At 74.3% G+C, this 15,937-nt stretch carries 12 protein-coding genes; 9 read left to right on the top strand and 3 right to left on the bottom strand.

The annotated features are described in order from the left end of the window. Positions 1 to 62 precede the first annotated feature (62 nt). Together ACWDBB_RS33590 and ACWDBB_RS33585 are read right to left on the bottom strand one after the other, a co-directional pair. Positions 63 to 2,540, bottom strand: coding sequence for a glycoside hydrolase family 95 protein (locus ACWDBB_RS33590; RefSeq protein ID WP_449793194.1), 2,478 nt, complete (start codon positions 2,538 to 2,540; stop codon positions 63 to 65). Positions 2,541 to 2,584: 44 nt separating this feature from the next. Then, positions 2,585 to 3,589, bottom strand: a complete 1,005-nt coding sequence (locus ACWDBB_RS33585; protein WP_449793193.1) for a LacI family DNA-binding transcriptional regulator — start codon at positions 3,587 to 3,589, stop codon at positions 2,585 to 2,587. A gap of 283 nt (positions 3,590 to 3,872) precedes the next feature. On the opposite strand from ACWDBB_RS33585, the gene ACWDBB_RS33580 reads away from it, so the two are divergent. The 9 genes from ACWDBB_RS33580 to ACWDBB_RS33540 all read left to right on the top strand — a co-directional run bounded on the left by ACWDBB_RS33580 (position 3,873) and on the right by ACWDBB_RS33540 (position 15,268). Further along, on the top strand, positions 3,873 to 5,171 hold the full coding sequence (locus tag ACWDBB_RS33580) for an ABC transporter substrate-binding protein (protein WP_449793192.1): 1,299 nt from the start codon (positions 3,873 to 3,875) through the stop codon (positions 5,169 to 5,171). A gap of 2 nt (positions 5,172 to 5,173) precedes the next feature. Beyond that, positions 5,174 to 6,139: a carbohydrate ABC transporter permease gene (locus tag ACWDBB_RS33575; RefSeq protein WP_449793191.1), complete on the top strand. Its 966-nt coding sequence runs from the start codon at positions 5,174 to 5,176 to the stop codon at positions 6,137 to 6,139. 69 nt (positions 6,140 to 6,208) lie between these two features. Continuing rightward, positions 6,209 to 7,054 (top strand): carbohydrate ABC transporter permease, encoded by an 846-nt coding sequence (locus ACWDBB_RS33570; protein ID WP_449793190.1) that lies wholly within the window; start codon positions 6,209 to 6,211, stop codon positions 7,052 to 7,054. After that, the gene (locus tag ACWDBB_RS33565; RefSeq protein ID WP_449793189.1) at positions 7,051 to 8,937 is read left to right on the top strand and encodes a DUF5107 domain-containing protein; all 1,887 of its coding nucleotides are present in this window, start codon (positions 7,051 to 7,053) and stop codon (positions 8,935 to 8,937) included. The genes ACWDBB_RS33570 and ACWDBB_RS33565 overlap by 4 nt, the downstream gene beginning before the upstream one ends. Positions 8,938 to 9,023: 86 nt before the next feature. Further along, positions 9,024 to 11,513 (top strand): RICIN domain-containing protein, encoded by a 2,490-nt coding sequence (locus tag ACWDBB_RS33560; protein ID WP_449793188.1) that lies wholly within the window; start codon positions 9,024 to 9,026, stop codon positions 11,511 to 11,513. 122 nt (positions 11,514 to 11,635) lie between these two features. After that, positions 11,636 to 12,508: an SIS domain-containing protein gene (locus ACWDBB_RS33555; RefSeq protein WP_449793187.1), complete on the top strand. Its 873-nt coding sequence runs from the start codon at positions 11,636 to 11,638 to the stop codon at positions 12,506 to 12,508. Further along, the gene (locus tag ACWDBB_RS33550; RefSeq protein ID WP_449793186.1) at positions 12,505 to 13,464 is read left to right on the top strand and encodes an ROK family protein; all 960 of its coding nucleotides are present in this window, start codon (positions 12,505 to 12,507) and stop codon (positions 13,462 to 13,464) included. Before ACWDBB_RS33555 ends, ACWDBB_RS33550 begins: the two co-directional genes overlap by 4 nt. Next, positions 13,461 to 14,420: a 1-phosphofructokinase family hexose kinase gene (locus ACWDBB_RS33545; protein ID WP_449793185.1), complete on the top strand. Its 960-nt coding sequence runs from the start codon at positions 13,461 to 13,463 to the stop codon at positions 14,418 to 14,420. Before ACWDBB_RS33550 ends, ACWDBB_RS33545 begins: the two co-directional genes overlap by 4 nt. After that, on the top strand, positions 14,411 to 15,268 hold the full coding sequence (locus tag ACWDBB_RS33540) for a class II fructose-bisphosphate aldolase (protein WP_449793184.1): 858 nt from the start codon (positions 14,411 to 14,413) through the stop codon (positions 15,266 to 15,268). Before ACWDBB_RS33545 ends, ACWDBB_RS33540 begins: the two co-directional genes overlap by 10 nt. A gap of 57 nt (positions 15,269 to 15,325) precedes the next feature. On the opposite strand, the gene ACWDBB_RS33535 is transcribed toward ACWDBB_RS33540, so the two are convergent. Then, on the bottom strand, positions 15,326 to 15,937 hold a 612-nt coding region (locus ACWDBB_RS33535; protein ID WP_449793183.1), incomplete at its 5' end, for an N-acetylglucosamine-6-phosphate deacetylase.

Here is a 15,937-nt window from a genome sequence, read left to right as displayed (position 1 = left end):
CGATGGGGAACGGCAACACGCGGGGCGGGGACGGCCGAAGCCGTCCCCCCTCGTACGTGCTCCTACTCGGCGCGCAGTTCCAGCACCAGGCACTGTTCGTGACCGGCCGGCCCCGGCACGGCGGGCGAGCCGCACCGGCCCTCGGGCGGTGTGACCGTCAGACGCAGCCCCGCCGGGGAGGGGAGGGCCGTCGTGGTGGCGGGCCGGCCGTCCGGGGCGGTGATCGTGGGCTCCGGTGTGCCGGGGGGCAGCAGGAGGTCGAGGGGTTGCGGGCGGGGGGCGTGCACGGCCGCCCCGGTCAGGCCGCCGGCGTCCCAGCGCAGGTCGACGGTGAGGCCGCCGCGGGCGCGCAGACCCTGGGCGCGGCCGGTCGGCCACGCGGTGGGCAGGGCCGGGAGCAGGCGCAGGACGCCGTTGTGGCTCTGCAGCAGCATCTCGGCGACGGCGGCGGTGGCGCCGAAGTTGCCGTCGATCTGGAAGATCTCCGGCGGGTGCAGGCCGAACAGGTTGGGCGACGAGTAGTCGGTCAGTAGGCCGCGCACGCTGCGGTGGGCGAGGTCGGCGTCGCCGAGCCGGGCGGCGAGGGCGGCCACCCAGGCCAGGCTCCAGCCGGTCGATCCGCCGCCGTGGTCGAGGCGGCGGGCCAGGGCCAGTCGTGCCGACTCGGCGGCCGCCGGGTCGGTGAGCGGGTCGATGGCGCTGCCGGGGTAGAGGCCGTAGAGGTGGGAGAGGTGGCGGTGGCCGGGGTCCTCCTCGGGGAGGTCCTCCCACCATTCGAGCAGCCGGCCGTCCGCGGCGGTCCTCGGGGGCCGCAGCCGGCCGCGCGCGGTGTCGAGTTCGTCGGCGAGGTCGGCGTCCACCCCGAGGATCCGGGCGGCGCGGGCGGTGTTGGCGAACAGCTCTGCGGTCAGCCAGTGGTCCATGGTGGCCGCGGCGGAGACGGCCGCGAGGGTGCCGTCGGGCAGCCGGAAGTGGTGCTCGGGGGAGGTGGAGGGGCAGGTGACCAGGTGGCCGTCGCCGTCCTCGGTCAGGAAGTCCAGCAGGAAACGGGTGGCGCCGCGCATCAGCGGATAGGCGCGCTCGGCCAGGAACTCGCGGTCCTCGGTGAAGAGGTGGTGCTCCCACAGGTGCGCGCAGAGCCAGGCGCCGGCCATCGGCCAGTTGGCCCAGGAGGGCGAGCCGGAGACGGGGTTGGCGGCGCGCCACAGGTCCACGTTGTGGTGGACGGTCCAGCCGCCGGCGCCGTAGTAGGCGGCGGCGGTCCGGGCGCCGGTGCGGGCGAGGTCGGCGATCAGGTCGAGGAGCGGTTCGTGGCAGGGCGCGAGGCCGGTGGTCTCGGCGTGCCAGTAGTTCATCTGCAGGTTGATGTTGGTGGTCCAGTTCGAGTTCCACGGCGGGGCGGTCTCGGTGTTCCAGATCCCCTGGAGTGTGGCCGGCTGCGTCCCCGGGCGCGAGGAAGCGATCAACAGGTAACGGCCGTAGGCGAAATGGAGGGCGGTCAGGGCCGGGTCCGCGCCACCGGCCCGCACGGCGGCGAGCCGCTCGTCGGTGGGCAGGTCGGCCGGGGTGGCGTCGCCGTCGCCGAGGCGCAGCGTCGTGGCGCGGAACAGCCGCCGGTGGTCGGCGAGGTGCTCGGCGAGCAGCTCCTCGTACGGCCGGGTGGCGGCCGCGTCCAGGAGCCGTCCGACCTGCTCGGCCGGTCCCTCGTGGGGGCCGGCCGGGGCTTCCGTGTAGCCGCGGTAGCCGGTCCCGACGGCGACCAGCAGGAGGACCTCGTCCGCGCCGCGCACCGTCACCGCGTCCGCCGTCCGCTCGATCCGGCCGCCGGTGGCCACCACCCGGAGGCCGGCCGCGAAGCCCGTGCCCTCGTCGGGACGGTAGCGGACGGGGTCCGGCTCGTCGAACGCCACGTGCGCGGGTGCCCGGCCGGTGAGGAGCAGGCGGTCGGGGCCGGTGCCGCCGGTACGCGCGCCCGGGTGCGGGGTGTCGAAGCGGGCGGTGAGGTCGATCCGGCCGGGGCCGGACGAGGTGATCCTGGTGACCAGGACGTCGGCCGGGGCCGAGGCCCAGGACTCGCGCAGGATCTCCGCGTCGCCGCCGCGGTAGGAGACCCGGTGGACGGCCTCGTCGAGGTCCAGTGCGCGCAGGTAGCCGTCCGACGGCCCGTCGCCGAACTCCAGCCGGAGCGTGGCGAGGGGCTGGTAGGCCTCGGTGAACGGGCCCTGCATCCGGGCTGCCAGGGCCTCGGCGCGGGCGTGGTCACGGTCGGTCAGGACGGCGGCGCGCAGCTCCGCGAGGTGCTCGGCGGCGCCTGCGCGGTCGTGCGGGCCGGGGCCGCCGGACCACAGGGTGTCGGCGTTGAGGTGGACGGTCTCGCCTGCGCCCGGCCCGTCAGGTCCGCCGAGGAACAGCGCGCCGAGCCGCCCGTTGCCCAGCGGCAGGGCCTCCAGGAAGGAGGCGGCGGGGCGGCGGTACCAGAGGCGGTCGTGGCCGGAAGGTGCTTCGGACGGTGAGGACGGCGAGGACGGCAGGGACGGCAAGGTCGGTGCCCCAGTTCGTGAGTAGTGGTTCCGGCCCGGCCGGTTCAGCGGCCGCCGGCCGGGCCGGTGCTCTCCCGGACGACGAGCTCGGGGCGCAGCAACTGGATCGAGTTGGCCGGGCCGCCGGACCGGGTGAGGGTGCGCAGCAGCAGCTCGACGGCCTCCCGGGCCATCTCCCGCTTGGGGATGGCCACGCTGGTGAGCGCCGGCCGGGCCACGCCGACCTCCGGGTTGTCGTCGTGCCCGACGATCGACAGGTCCCGGGGGACGGAGCGGCCCGCGGCCCGGGCGGCCTCCAGCGCGCCCAGGGCCAGGACGTCGTGGGTGGCGAAGAGCGCGGTGATCGCCGGGTCAGCGGTGAGCGCCGTCGTCGCCGCCGCGAAGCCGCCCGCGGGGGTGGGTTCGGGCGCCAGGTGGACGGCGTCGTCGGGGACGGTCAGTCCGTCGGCGGTGAAGGCGCGGCGGAAGCCCGCGATCCGCGGGGCGTGGTCGGGGCTGGCGAGCACCGCGACACGCTCGTGCCCGAGTTCGCGCAGGTGGCGCCCGGCCAGGTAGCCGGCCCGCTCGTAGTCGATGGTGACGACCGGGAAGCGGTCGGGGGCGTCGGTCTCCCAGGCGCACAGGGCGACCGGGAAGGAGGCCTCGGCCAGCAGCGGCAGGTGGTCGATCAGGTCCCGGTCGCCGGCGATCAGCAGCGCGTCCACGGAGCGGCTGGTCAGCCCGGCCAGGTGCCGCTTGGCGCGCTCGCCGTCGAGCCGGGTGGTGCAGAGCAGCAGGTGGTAGCCGTTCGCGTCGAGGACGTCCTCGACCTCCTCGACGATGTCGGCGTAGAAGGAGCCCGTCACGGTGGGGACGAACAGGCCGACCGTCCTGGTGGCGCCGGTGGCCAGGGAGCGCGCGACCAGGTTGGGGGTGTACCCCAGCTCCTCGATCGCGGCGCGCACCCGGGCCGCGGTCGCCGGGCTCACGGCACCCCGCCCCCTGATGACGTTGGAGACGGTCTGCTTCGTGACCCCGGCGCGCTCGGCCACGTCCTGCATCGTCACCATGACTGGATCCTTCGGTTTTACCGGTCAACTTGCTTTCGATGAAACGTAGGGCAGCAGTGAGGGGTCGTCAAGGTTGATCGAAACCCTGGTCCGATCCGTGACTTGAGGATTTCCGCGTGTGAACGGCGCCAAGGTGTCGCCACCTGAAACGGGTTTTTGCAAGGACTCTTGATTTACCGGTCAACCCGACCGTATCGTCCCAGCCATCCAGCCGCTCCCCGTCCTCGGGCCCCGGCTGACGACACGTCCGCGCGGCATCTCGCGCCTCCGAGAGGAACCACCCATGGGGAGAACAACGATGTCCGCCGCCCGCATCGTCGGCGCGGCCACCGCCGCCGCACTCGTGCTCGGCGTGAGCGCCTGCGGCAGCGGCTCGGGGAGCGACGCGAAGGCCGCCGACAACTTCACCTACTGGTCGATGTGGCGCGCGGACGAGCCGCAGGCCAAGGTCATCAAGGCCGCGATCGACGACTTCACCGCGACTACCGGCGCCAAGGTCGACATCACCTGGGCGGGCCGCGACATCGCCAAGAAGATCGGCCCGGCGATCGCCGCCAACCGGGCCCCGGACCTGTGGGACGAGTCCGACGACAAGGTCTACGGCACCACCGCCGCCGCAGGCCAGGCCCTGGACCTCTCGCCGGTGCTGCAGCTGCAGGTGCCGGGGGAGAGCGTCCCGGTCTCCCAGGTCGTCCCGGCCAAGTACTTCGACATGCTGCCGAAGGACCCGTCCGGCTCGAACCACTACGTGATCCCGTACGAGGTCGTCACCAACGCGATGTTCTACAACGCGGCCGACCCGGCCGTCACCGCGGCCATGCCGACCCCGCCCACCGACTGGGCCGGCCTGCTCAAGGTGTGCGACGCCCTGAAGGCGGCCGGCAAGGCGTGCATCGCCTCCGAGGGCGAGGACCCGTGGACCAACGGGCTGTTCCTCGACTACCTGCTCAACGGCGCCGGCGTGAACGTCGCCGAGCTCTCCGCCGACAAGTCCGGCGCGTCCTGGGACAACCCGGCGGTCCTCGGCGCGGCGCAGAAGGTGGAGCAGCTGGTCAAGGGCGGGCACCTGATCGAGGGCTACGACGCCACCAAGTTCCCGGCCCAGGAGACCAACTGGACGGCCGGCAAGGCCGCCTTCTACATGGACGGCAACTACGTCACCTCCGAGATCGCCAAGCAGGTCCCGGCCGGCTGGAAGACGGCCGCGATCCTGCCGCCCACCGCGAAGGCCCCGGACGCCGGCCTGTTCGGCTTCGCGATCCCCAAGCGCGCCAAGAACGCCGCCGCCGCGCAGAAGTTCATCGCCTTCTTCCTGCAGAAGAAGCACCTGTCCGGGATCTCCACCACCGCGCTGAACATCACCCCGCGCACCGACATCCCGGCCCCGGCCGAACTGGCCGACGTCCAGAAGAGCCTCGAAGCCCCGACGCTGCGCCTCAGCTTCGACGGCGTCGGCGGCAGCTGGCTGCCCAAGGTCCTGAACGAGAACTACCTGGACCTCTGGCACGGCAGGACCACGGCCGCCCAGTTCGTCGCCAAGTGCAAGGCCGACCAGGCCACCTACTGGCAGACGCAGGGCTGACGGTGGCGACGACGATCGACAACCCGCCCCGGACGGACGCCGACCGGGGCCGGCCCGAGCGCGCCGCACGTCCCGGCGCCGGCCCGCTGGAGCGCCGGCGCCGCCGGGTGTTCTGGCCGTTCACCGCGCCCGCGCTGATCGTGTATGCGGTGCTGTTCGTCGCCCCGGTCGGCTACGCCCTGTGGACCAGCCTGTACAAGTGGGACGGCATGGGCGAGATGGACTGGCGCGGCCTGCAGAACTACACCCTGCTGTTCCGCGACCCGAGGTTCCGCACCTCCCTGTTCAACACGCTCGAACTGATGGTCATCGGCGGCACGATCACCTTCGTGCTCAGCTTCGCGCTGACCCTGGTGCTGCGCGAGATACGGGCCAGGCTCTTCGCCCGGTCGGTGCTGTTCTTCCCCTCGCTGGTCAACGGCATGGTCTTCGGCATCGCGGCCGGGTTCCTGTTCTCGCCCACCGGCCCGGTGAACCAGGCGCTGAAGCTGTTCGGGGTGACCACGCCGCCCAAGTGGCTGTCGACGGACAACCTGCTCCCGATGGTCCTGGGCACCCTGGTCTGGACGGCGACCGGCTACTACACCTCCATCATCATGGCGGCGGTCGACCAGATCCCCGACTACCTCTACGAGGCGGCCGAACTCGACGGCGCCGGCCCCTTCCAGCGCTTCCGGCACATCACCCTGCCGTGCGCCTGGGACGTCATCGCGGTCTGCGCGGTGCTGTGGACCGTCAGCTCGGTGAAGATCTTCGAACTGATCCTGCTCTACGGCGGCAGTACCAACGCCTATCCGCCGGTGAGCAGTTGGAACACCGCCGTGTACGTGTACGCCGAGGCCTTCCCGCAGGGCACCGTCCCCCGGCTGGGCATGGCCACCGCCGCCGCGATCGTCAGCCTGGTCATGGTCACCCTGATCACCGTCGTGCTGCGCCGCCTGCTGCGCCGCGAGCCGATCGAGTACTGACCGGGCGCGTCCGAGCGCCCACCCTGCTGCCGCCCGGCCCCCACCCCGCAACCGGAAAGGCCACCACCCGTGCGACGCAGAAACCGAGCCGCCGGACTCGCGAGCAGGATCGGTACGACAGCCGTCTGGATCGTCGTCGCCGCCGACCTGCTGCTGCTCCTGTGGATCCTGCTGACCTCGCTGCGCAGCGGCCCCGACATCCTGCAGCACGGCTTCGGCCTGCCGACCAGCCCGAAGACCGACAACTACGCCACCGCGCTCGACGAGGGCGGCTTCGCCCAGGCGGCCCTCAACAGCGTCCTCACCGCCGGCCTCTCCTCCGTGGTCGCCGTCGCCCTCGCCGCCCCCTGCGCCTACGCCCTCGCCCGGCGCCGCTCGCGGACCTCCTCGGCGCTGACGATGACCTTCGCCCTGGGCCTCGGCGTGCCCGGCCAGGTCCTGGTGGTGCCGCTGTTCGTCGGCCTGTCCCGGGTGAACCTGACCGACAGCGACCTCGGCCTCGGGCTGGTCTACGTCGGCCTGGCGATGCCGTTCACCGTCTTCCTGCTGACCGGCTTCTTCAGCGGCATCCCCGGCGTGCTGGAGGAGGCCGCCGTGCTGGACGGCGCCGGCCCGCTGCGTACCTTCGTCCAGGTGGTGCTGCCGGTCGCCCGGGGCGGGCTGGTCACCGCCTTCCTCCTGCAGTTCGTCACCGCCTGGAACGAGACCCTGTTCGCCCTCGTGCTGACGAACAGCCAGGGGAGGACCACCCTCCCGGTGGCGCTCTCCTCGTTCGTCGCGGCACAGCAGTTCAACGGCCTGGACTTCGGCACGATGTTCGCCGGAGTCTGCATCATCCTCGCCCCGATGATCGCGCTCTTCTCCTGGATGGGCTCGCGGATCATCCAGGGCATGACAGTTGGGATCGGCAAGTGACCTCGACCCTGCGCACCGACCTGCTCCGCATCGACGGCACCCCCGACCCGGTCGGCGGCACCCTGCCGATCCTGCACGGCCTTCCCCGGCCGACCGGCGCCGGCGCCGGGGTCGACGACGAGATGCGCCGCAACCTGGCGTACGGAGTGCCCGGCACCCTGCTCCCGTACACCCGGCAGGGCGGGTACGACCGCGTCCGCGCCGAGCGCGAACTCCCGTGCGTCGTCCTGGAGAACGAGCACCTCACAGCCACCTTCCTGCCCTCCCTCGGCGGGCGGCTGTGGTCCCTGGTCCACCGGCCGAGCGGGCGGGAGCTGCTGCACCGCAACCGGATCCTCCAGCCCGCCAACCTCGCCCTGCGGGACGCCTGGCTGGCCGGCGGCGTGGAGTGGAACCTCGGCGCCACCGGGCACTGGCCGCTGACCTGCGAGCCGCTGCACGCCGCCCGGGTGAGCGCGCCCGACGGCACCCCGGTCCTGCGGATGCACGCCTTCGAACGGCTGCGGCGCCTGGTCCTGCGGATGGACACCTGGCTGCCCGCCGGCTCCCCGGTGCTGTACGTCCGCATCGCCGTGCACAACCCCGCGCCGACCGAGACGCCGGTCTACTGGTGGTCCAACATCGCCGTGCCCGAGGACCGGGACGTGCGCGTCCTCGGCCCGGCCGACCACGCCTTCCACTGCGACTACGTCAGCGACCTGCGCCGGGTGCCCTTCCCGGAGGTCGACGGCGCCGACCGCAGCTACCCCGGCCGGGTGGCGCGCGCCGCGGACTACTTCCTCGACCTCCCCACCGGCTGCCGCCCCTGGATCGCCGCCCTGGACGGCACCGGCACCGGCCTCGTCCAGACCTCCACCGCCCGGCTGCGCGGCCGCAAGCTGTTCTGCTGGGGCACCGGCACCGGCGGCAGGCACTGGCAGGAGTGGCTCTCCGGCCCTGACTCCGCCTACCTGGAGATCCAGGCGGGCCTGGCCCGCACCCAGCTGGAGCACCTGCCGATGCCCGCCGGCGCCACCTGGTCCTGGACCGAGGCCTACGGGCTGCTGCAGGCCGATCCCGAGGCCGTGCACGGGAGTTGGGAGGATGCCCGGGCAGCCGCCGGTGAGGCCCTGGACCAGCTGCTCCCACCGCTGGAGCTTCACCTGGCCGACGCGCAGGCCGGCGAGTTCGGCGCACCCGAGGAGGTACTGGCCGAGGGCGACGGCTGGGCCGCGCTGGAGATCGAGGCCGGAGCCCTGCCGGCCTCGCCGCTCCTGCCGTTCGGCGAGCCGGCCGCCGCCCAGGAACCCTGGCGGCAGCTCCTGAAGACCGGCGCGCTCCCGGTCTGCGACCCGCCGGCCGAGCCGGTCACCGGGGCGCACTGGCGGCTGCTGCTGGAGGGCAGTGCCACGGACTGGCACGCCCTCTACCAGCTCGGGCTGCTGCGCCTGGCGGCCGGGGAGCGGGAGACCGCCCGCGAGGCGTTCGAACGCTCCGTCGCCGCCCAGGCCTCGCCCTGGGCGCTGCGCTCGCTCGCCTTCCTCACCCCGGACCGGTCGGCGGCCGCCGACCTCCTGTGCTCGGCGCACCGACTCCGCCCGGATCTCCGGGAGTTGACCATCGAGGTGCTGGAGTCGCTGCGGCGCGCCGAGCGCCCCGCCGAGGCCCTCGCGCTGATCGAGGGGCTCGCCCCGGCCGACCGGGCACACGGGCGGATCAGGTTGGCCGAGGCGGAGGCGGCACACGCCCGCGGCGACGACGACCGGGTCCGGCGGCTGCTGGCCGAGGGCATCCAGGTCGACACCATGCGCGAGGGCGAGCTCTCCCTGGACACCCTCTGGCTCGCCGTCCACCCCGGCACACCGGTGCCGCCGCAGTACGACTTCCGGATGGCTGACGGCTGACCGCCCGCCTCCCCACGGCCACTCTCCCGTTCCGCACCCCACAGCAGGGGCGCAACGGTGCGCCCCGCCACGGAAGAGGAGTACCAGTGTCACCCCTACCCACCCGATGGGCCCGAGCCCTCGCCGCCGCCGCCCTGGCGGCGCTCGGCGCCGGCACCCTGGCCGCCGCCCCGGCGCCCGCCGACACGTCGGCCCCCGGCAAACCGGCCTCCCCCACGTACACGGTCTCGATCGGCGGGACCGGCTCGTACGCCTACCCCGACGACACGCCCGCCAGTGTCTACACCGACAAGGACGGCACGTTCTACTTCCAGCAGTCCCACTCGCTGTACGGCGCGAAGGACCCCCGGGAGTGGAGCTTCTACACCGGCGCGGACTTCGAGAGCGCCACCAGGTCGGCCGCGATCAGCGACGCCGTCAACCCCGCCGACCCGACCGACAAGAACAACGACACCACGGCGCGGTGCAACAACAGCGCCACCGGCCTGGAGTCCACCAACGCGCCGCAGGGCTCCGGCTACTCCCAGCGCAACTTCTGCGACCTGGTCGGGGTCTGGGTCGACCCGGACACCGGGGACTGGTACGGGCTGGTGCACAACGAGTTCACCCCCCAGCCCTTCGGCGACGGCCTGCACTACGACTCGATCGACTACGCCGTCTCCACCGACCAGGGCCGGACCTGGACCATCAAGGACCACGTCATCACCTCCCCGTACAGCACCCTCCGGGGCGACGACACGGCCTTCCCCAACCAGACCTACGACTACGGCGACGGCGACCCCCGCCTGTTCGTCGACACCGCCTCGGGCTACTTCTACGTCTACTACGGCTCCCGGATCGTCCCCAAGGCCGGCGTCGGCGGCTCCACCGGCGGCCTGGCCCACGTCGCGCGCGCCCCGATGTCGGCGAAGATGGCGCCCGGCTCGTGGCAGAAGTGGTACGACGGCACCTGGTCCCAGCCGGGCCGGGGCGGCCTGGAGAGCAACATGGTGCCGGTCACCCCGACGGCGCCGACCGGATACACCCCGCCCGCGAACGACTACCGCCCGAGCACTCCGGGCTCCGTGGACCAGCAGGTCAAGTCCGGCCGACTCCCGCCCAAGTCACCGCTGTTCATCATGAACATCGCCTACGACGCCCACCTGGGCCTGTACATCGGCGAGCCCGAGGTGGTCTCCGGCACCGCCCCGCAGCAGTTCTACGCCACCAAGGACCTCGCCACCCAGCAGTGGAGCCTGATCGGCGACAGCGGCAGCGGCTACACCTCCGGCTCCTGGTACCGCTGGATGCTCGACCCGGCCGGCCGCACCGGCGGCACGGTCCTCGGCAGGACCTTCCGCTCGTACTGCTCCATCGCCTGCGCCGGCTCCGACGGCGAGTACGCCGACATCACCATCGGCTCCTCCGCACCCGCCGCCCCGCCGGTCGACCTGACGAGGACCTACCGGATCCAGAGCGGCAACGGCCGGGTCCTCACCCAGGCCGCCGGCGGCTCCGCGGTCACCTCCGCGGCCAAGCCCGGCGGCTCCGCCCGCGAGTCCTGGCGGTTCCTGGCCCAGGGCGACGGCTCCTACCGGATCGCCAACGCCGCCACCGGGCAACTGCTGGGCGTCGACTCCGCCTCGACGGCCGGCCGGGCCTGGGGCGCCGCGCTGACCGCGACCGCCGCCGTCGGCGGGAACGCCACCGTCGGGCAGCAGTGGTTCGTCCTGCCCAGCAAGGCCGGCAAGGGCAGGTTCCAGCTGGTGAACCGTTACAGCGGCCTGGTGGTCGGCATGTCCGGCACCTCCGGCCGGCTCGCCGAGACCACGCCCGCCCGCTCCTGGAGCGACACCACCGGCAGCACGGTCGGCGCCGGCCGCACGGCGGCCGAGCAGACCCTCTCCTTCGCCCCGACCGGGACGGCCCCCGAGGCGGTCGTCCTCACCACCCCCGGCGACCGGTCCGGCACCGTGGGCCAGGCCGTCTCGGTGCAGCTCGACGCCACCGACAGCGCCGGCAAGCCGCTCACCTTCAGGGCGACCGGCCTGCCCGCCGGGCTCTCCGTCAGCCCCGCCGGCCTGATCAGCGGCACCCCGACCGTCCCCGGGACCTCCACCGTCACCGTCACCGCCTCCTCCGGCACCGCGAACGCCTCGGCCGGCTTCACCTGGACGGTCGAGCCGGACCTCAGCGGGAACCACACCCTGACCACGGGCGGCAAGGCCCTCGACGACGCGGACGGCAGCACCACCGCCGGCAACGGGCTGATCACCTGGACGGCGTCCGGCGCCACCAACCAGCTCTGGCAGTTCCGCCGCCAGCCGGACGGCACCTACGAGCTGGTCAACGGCCTCTCGTCGATGTGCGCCGACGTCAACGGCGGCTCCACCACCGCCGGTGCCCGGATCATCCAGTGGCCGTGCAGCGGCGGCGCCAACCAGCACTGGAAGGTCCGGCAGACGGCCGACGGCTCGTACACCGTCACCTCGGTGAGCAGCGGACTGCTGCTCACCACCGCCTCGACCGACGACGGCGCCCCGGTGACCCAGCAGCCGGACACCGGCTCACCGCTGCAGCGGTGGTCGCTCGCCTGACCCGGGCCCGTCCGGCGGGACGGGCCTGACACCGGGCCCCGGGGGCTGCCACCCCCGGGACCCGGCCCCTCTGCTCCCCGACAGCCCGCGCACGGACGTGCGCCACACCCCAGGAGGACGTCATGGCCCACGTGGACGAAGAGATCGCGAGCCAGCCCGGGTGCTGGCAGCGCGCCCTCGACCTGGTCCCGAAGCACCTGCCCGAGCCCGGCGAGCGCGTCGCGGTCGTCGGCTGCGGCACCTCGCTGTACATCGCCCAGGCCTACGCGGCGCTGCGCGAGAGCCTCGGGCTGGGGGAGACCGACGCGTTCGCCGCCTCCGAGTTCCCGGCGGCCCGGCGCTACGACCGGGTGGTGGCCCTCACCCGCTCCGGCACGACCACCGAGGTGCTGGACGCGCTGGCGCGCACTCGGGACACCCCGACGGTCGCGATCACCGGCGACCCGTCCACCCCGGTCGGCGAGACCGCCCGGCACGTGGTGGCGCTGGAGTTCGCCGACGAGAAGTCCGTCGTGCAGACCAGGTTCGCCACCACCGCCCTCGTCCTGCTGCGCGCCCACCTGGGTGCCGCACCGCGGGACCTGCCCGAGCAGGCGGGCCGGGCGCTGACCGCCCCGCTGCCCGAAGGGGCGCTCGACGCCGGGCAGTTCACCTTCCTCGGCGCCGGCTGGACCTGCGGCGTGGCCCACGAGGCGGCGCTCAAGGTCCGCGAGGCGTCCTCCTCCTGGACGGAGTCCTACCCGGCCATGGAGTACCGGCACGGGCCGATCAGCGTCAGCGGCCCCGGCAGCGTGGTGTGGTTCCTCGGCGCCCCGCCGGCCGGTCTGGTGCCGCAGATCGAGCGGACCGGCGCGCAGGTCTCGGTGTCCGACCTCGACCCGCTGGCGGACCTGATCCGGGCGCAGCGCCTGGCCGTCGGGCTGGCCGCCGGCCAGGGCCTCGACCCCGACCGGCCGCGCCACCTGACCCGCTCGATCGTGCTGGACGGGTCGTGACCCCGACCGCAGGAGGGGCGACCGCAGGAGGGGCTCCGGGCAGTGTCATCGCGCTGGACGTCGGCGGCACCCGCATCAAGGGCGTCGTGGTCGACGGCGGCGAGCCGGTCGAGTCCGAGCAGTGGCCCACCCGGGCCGAGCGCGGGCCGGACGCCGTCCTCGACACCGTGCTGCGGTGCGCGGACGACCTGAGGGCCCGCGCCGTCCGCCGGGGAGCGCCACCGCGGGCCGCCGGGATCGCCGTCCCCGGCCTGGTGGACGAGACCAGCGGCACCGCCGTCCTCGCCGCCAACCTCGGCTGGCGCGACCTGCCGGTGCGCAGCCGGGCCGAGGAGCACCTGGACCTCCCGGTGGCCTTCGGGCACGACGTCCGGGCCGGCGGGCTGGCGGAGAGCCGGCTGGGGGCGGGGCGCGGCTGCGACGCCTTCGCCTTCGTCCCGGTCGGCACCGGGATCGCCGCCGCGCTGGTGCTCGGCGGACGGGCGTTCGCGGGCAGCCGGGGCTTCGCGGGCGAGCTGGGCCACCTGGTGGTGCGCCCCGGCGGCGAGCCGTGCGTGTGCGGCAACCGCGGCTGCGTCGAGACGCTGGCCTCCGCCTCGGCGATCGCCCGCCGCTACCGCCGGGCCACCGGGGACGCCACCGCGAGCGCCGAGGACGTCCGCTCCCGCGCGGCCTCGGGCGACCGCGTGGCCCGCCGGATCTGGACCGAGGCGGTGGAGGCGCTGGCCGACGGCCTGGCGGCCCTGACCGTGCTGCTCGACCCGGACCGCCTGGTCATCGGCGGCGGACTGGTCCTGGCCGGCGAGGCCTACCTGGCGCCGCTGCGGACCGCGCTCGCCGAGCGGCTGCCGTTCCGCCCGGCGCCGGAGCTGGTGGCCGCCGAACTGGGCCACCGCGCGGGCAGCCTGGGCGCGGCCCTGCTCGCCCAGGGCCTGCTGGCGGGGGGTGGCCGGTGATCCTCACCGTCACGCTCAACGCCGCCCTCGACCTCACCTACCGTTTGGCGGACCTCCGACCGCACGCGAGCAACCGCGTGCGCAGCGTCACCCGGCAGGCGGGCGGCAAGGGCATCAACGTCGCCCGGGTGCTCGCCGCCCTCGGACACGCCGCGACCGTCACCGGTCTGGTCGGCGGACCGACCGGCCGGGCCGTCCGGGAGGAACTCGCCGAGGCCGGGCTGCCGGACGAACTGGTCGAGGTGGCGGGGGAGACCCGCCGGACGATCGCCGTGGCGGACGACCGGGACACCACCATGCTCCTGGAACCCGGGCCCGACGTCTCGCCGTCGGAATGGCAGCGCTTCCTCGCCCACTACGAGCACCTGCTGCCCGGCGCCTCGGTCGTCGTGCTCTCCGGGAGCCTGCCGCCGGGGCTGCCGGTGGACGCCTACCGGCGGCTCGTCGAGCGGGCCCGCGCCCACGGCGTCCCGGCCGTGCTGGACGCAGACGGCCCCGCGCTGCTGCGGGCCCTGCCCGCCCGACCGGCCGTGGTGAAGCCCAACGCCCACGAGCTGGCCGCCGCGACCGGCTGCCCGGACCCGGCCGGGGGCGCGCGACGGCTGCGCGAAGCCGGCGCCGAGGCCGTGGTCGCCTCGCTCGGCCCGGACGGCCTGCTCGCCCTGACCCCCGAGGGCCGCTGGCGCGCCCGCCCGCCGGGCGCCGTCTCCGGCAACCCGACTGGGGCCGGTGACTCGGTGGTCGCGGCCCTCGCCGTCGGCCTGGCCGGCGGACTGCCGTGGCCCGAGCGGCTGCGCCGCGCCGTGGCCCTGTCCGCCGCCACCGTCCTCGCCCCGCAGGCCGGTCGCTTCGACGCGGAGGCCCACGAGCGCCTGCTCGCCCTCGTCCGGACCGAGGAGCTCGACCGGGTCGAGGACTTCGACCCGACGCACACTCAAGGAGAAGCATGCCCCTAGTCGGAACCGGGGAGATCGTCACGCCGGCCGCCCACGGCGGTCACGGCGTCGGCGCGTTCAACGTCGTCCAGCTCGAACACGCCGAGGCCATCGTCACCGGAGCCGAGGCCGTGGGCGCGCCGGTGGTCCTGCAGATCAGCGAGAACGCGGTGCGCTACCACGGCGGCCTGGCGCCCGTCGGGACGGCGGCGCTCGCGGTGGCCCGGGCGGCGGCCGTGCCGGTGGCCGTCCACCTGGACCACGCCACCGAGCCGGCCCTGGTGGCGGAGGCGGTCCGGCTCGGCTTCGGGTCGGTGATGTTCGACGCCTCGGTGCTGCCGTACGCGGAGAACGTGCGGGCCACGGCCGAGGTGGTGGGGTTGTGCCACGCCTCGGGCGTCTGGGTGGAGGCGGAGCTCGGCGAGGTCGGCGGCAAGGACGGCGTGCACGCGCCGGGCGCCCGGACCGACCCGGCCGAGGCGGCCGATTTCACCGCCCGCACCGGGGTCGACGCGCTGGCCGTCGCCGTCGGCACCTCGCACGCCATGCTCACCCGCACGGCGAGCCTGGACCTCGACCTGATCGCCGCCCTGCGCGCGGCCGTGCCGGTACCGCTCGTGCTGCACGGCTCCTCGGGGGCGTCGGACGAGACCCTGGCGGCGGCGGTCGCCCACGGTATGACGAAGGTCAACATCGCCACCCATCTCAACAAGGCGTTCACCGCGGCGGTCCGCGGCCGCCTCACGGCCGATGCCGCCCTGGTCGACACCCGGGTCTACCTGGGGGCCGGTCGGGAGGCGGTGGCCCGCGAGGTGACCCACCTGCTCGGGGTGCTGACGGTGCCGCGTCCGGTGGTCGCCGCGCCTTGAACCCGGCAGTGCCGCGGCCGCCCGTCCCCGCAGGGGGAGGGCGGCCGTCGGCGTCGTTCAGGCGGGCCCGACGGTGGAGAACCTCTCGCCGCCGGGGACCCAGCGGCCGCGGCGCATCACGGCGACCAGGTCGTAGCTCTCGGAGTCGACCACGACGAGGTCGGCGAGCTTGCCGGCCTCCAGCGAGCCGATCGAGTCGCTCAGGCCGAGCAGCCGGGCCGGGGTGGCGGACAGTGACTCGACGGCCTGGCCGAGCGTCAACCTCCCGACGGTGAGCGCTCTCCGGAACACCTGGTCCAGAGTGAGGGTCGATCCCGCGATGGAGCTGCCGTCCGGGAGCATCGCGACCCCGTCCTTGACGTCGACCTGGAGCGGGCCGAGCGGGTAGCGGCCGTCGCCCATGCCGGCCGCGCCCATGGCGTCGGTGATCAGGGCGACGCGGGAGGGGCCGGCGGTGCCGTAGGCGAGGTCGAGGACGGAGGGGTGCAGGTGGACGCCGTCGTTGATCAGTTCGACGGTGACCCGCTCGTCCTCCAGCAGGGCCACGATCGGGCCGGGGGCGCGGTGGGCGATGCCGGGCATGGCGTTGAACAGGTGGGTGGCGACGGTGGCGCCGGCCTCGATCGCCTCCAGGGTGGTGGCGTAGTCGGAGTCGGTGTGGCCGACGGC

The organism is Kitasatospora sp. NPDC001095, from assembly GCF_053598615.1.
This window is presented reverse-complemented; position numbering and strand designations above follow the sequence as displayed.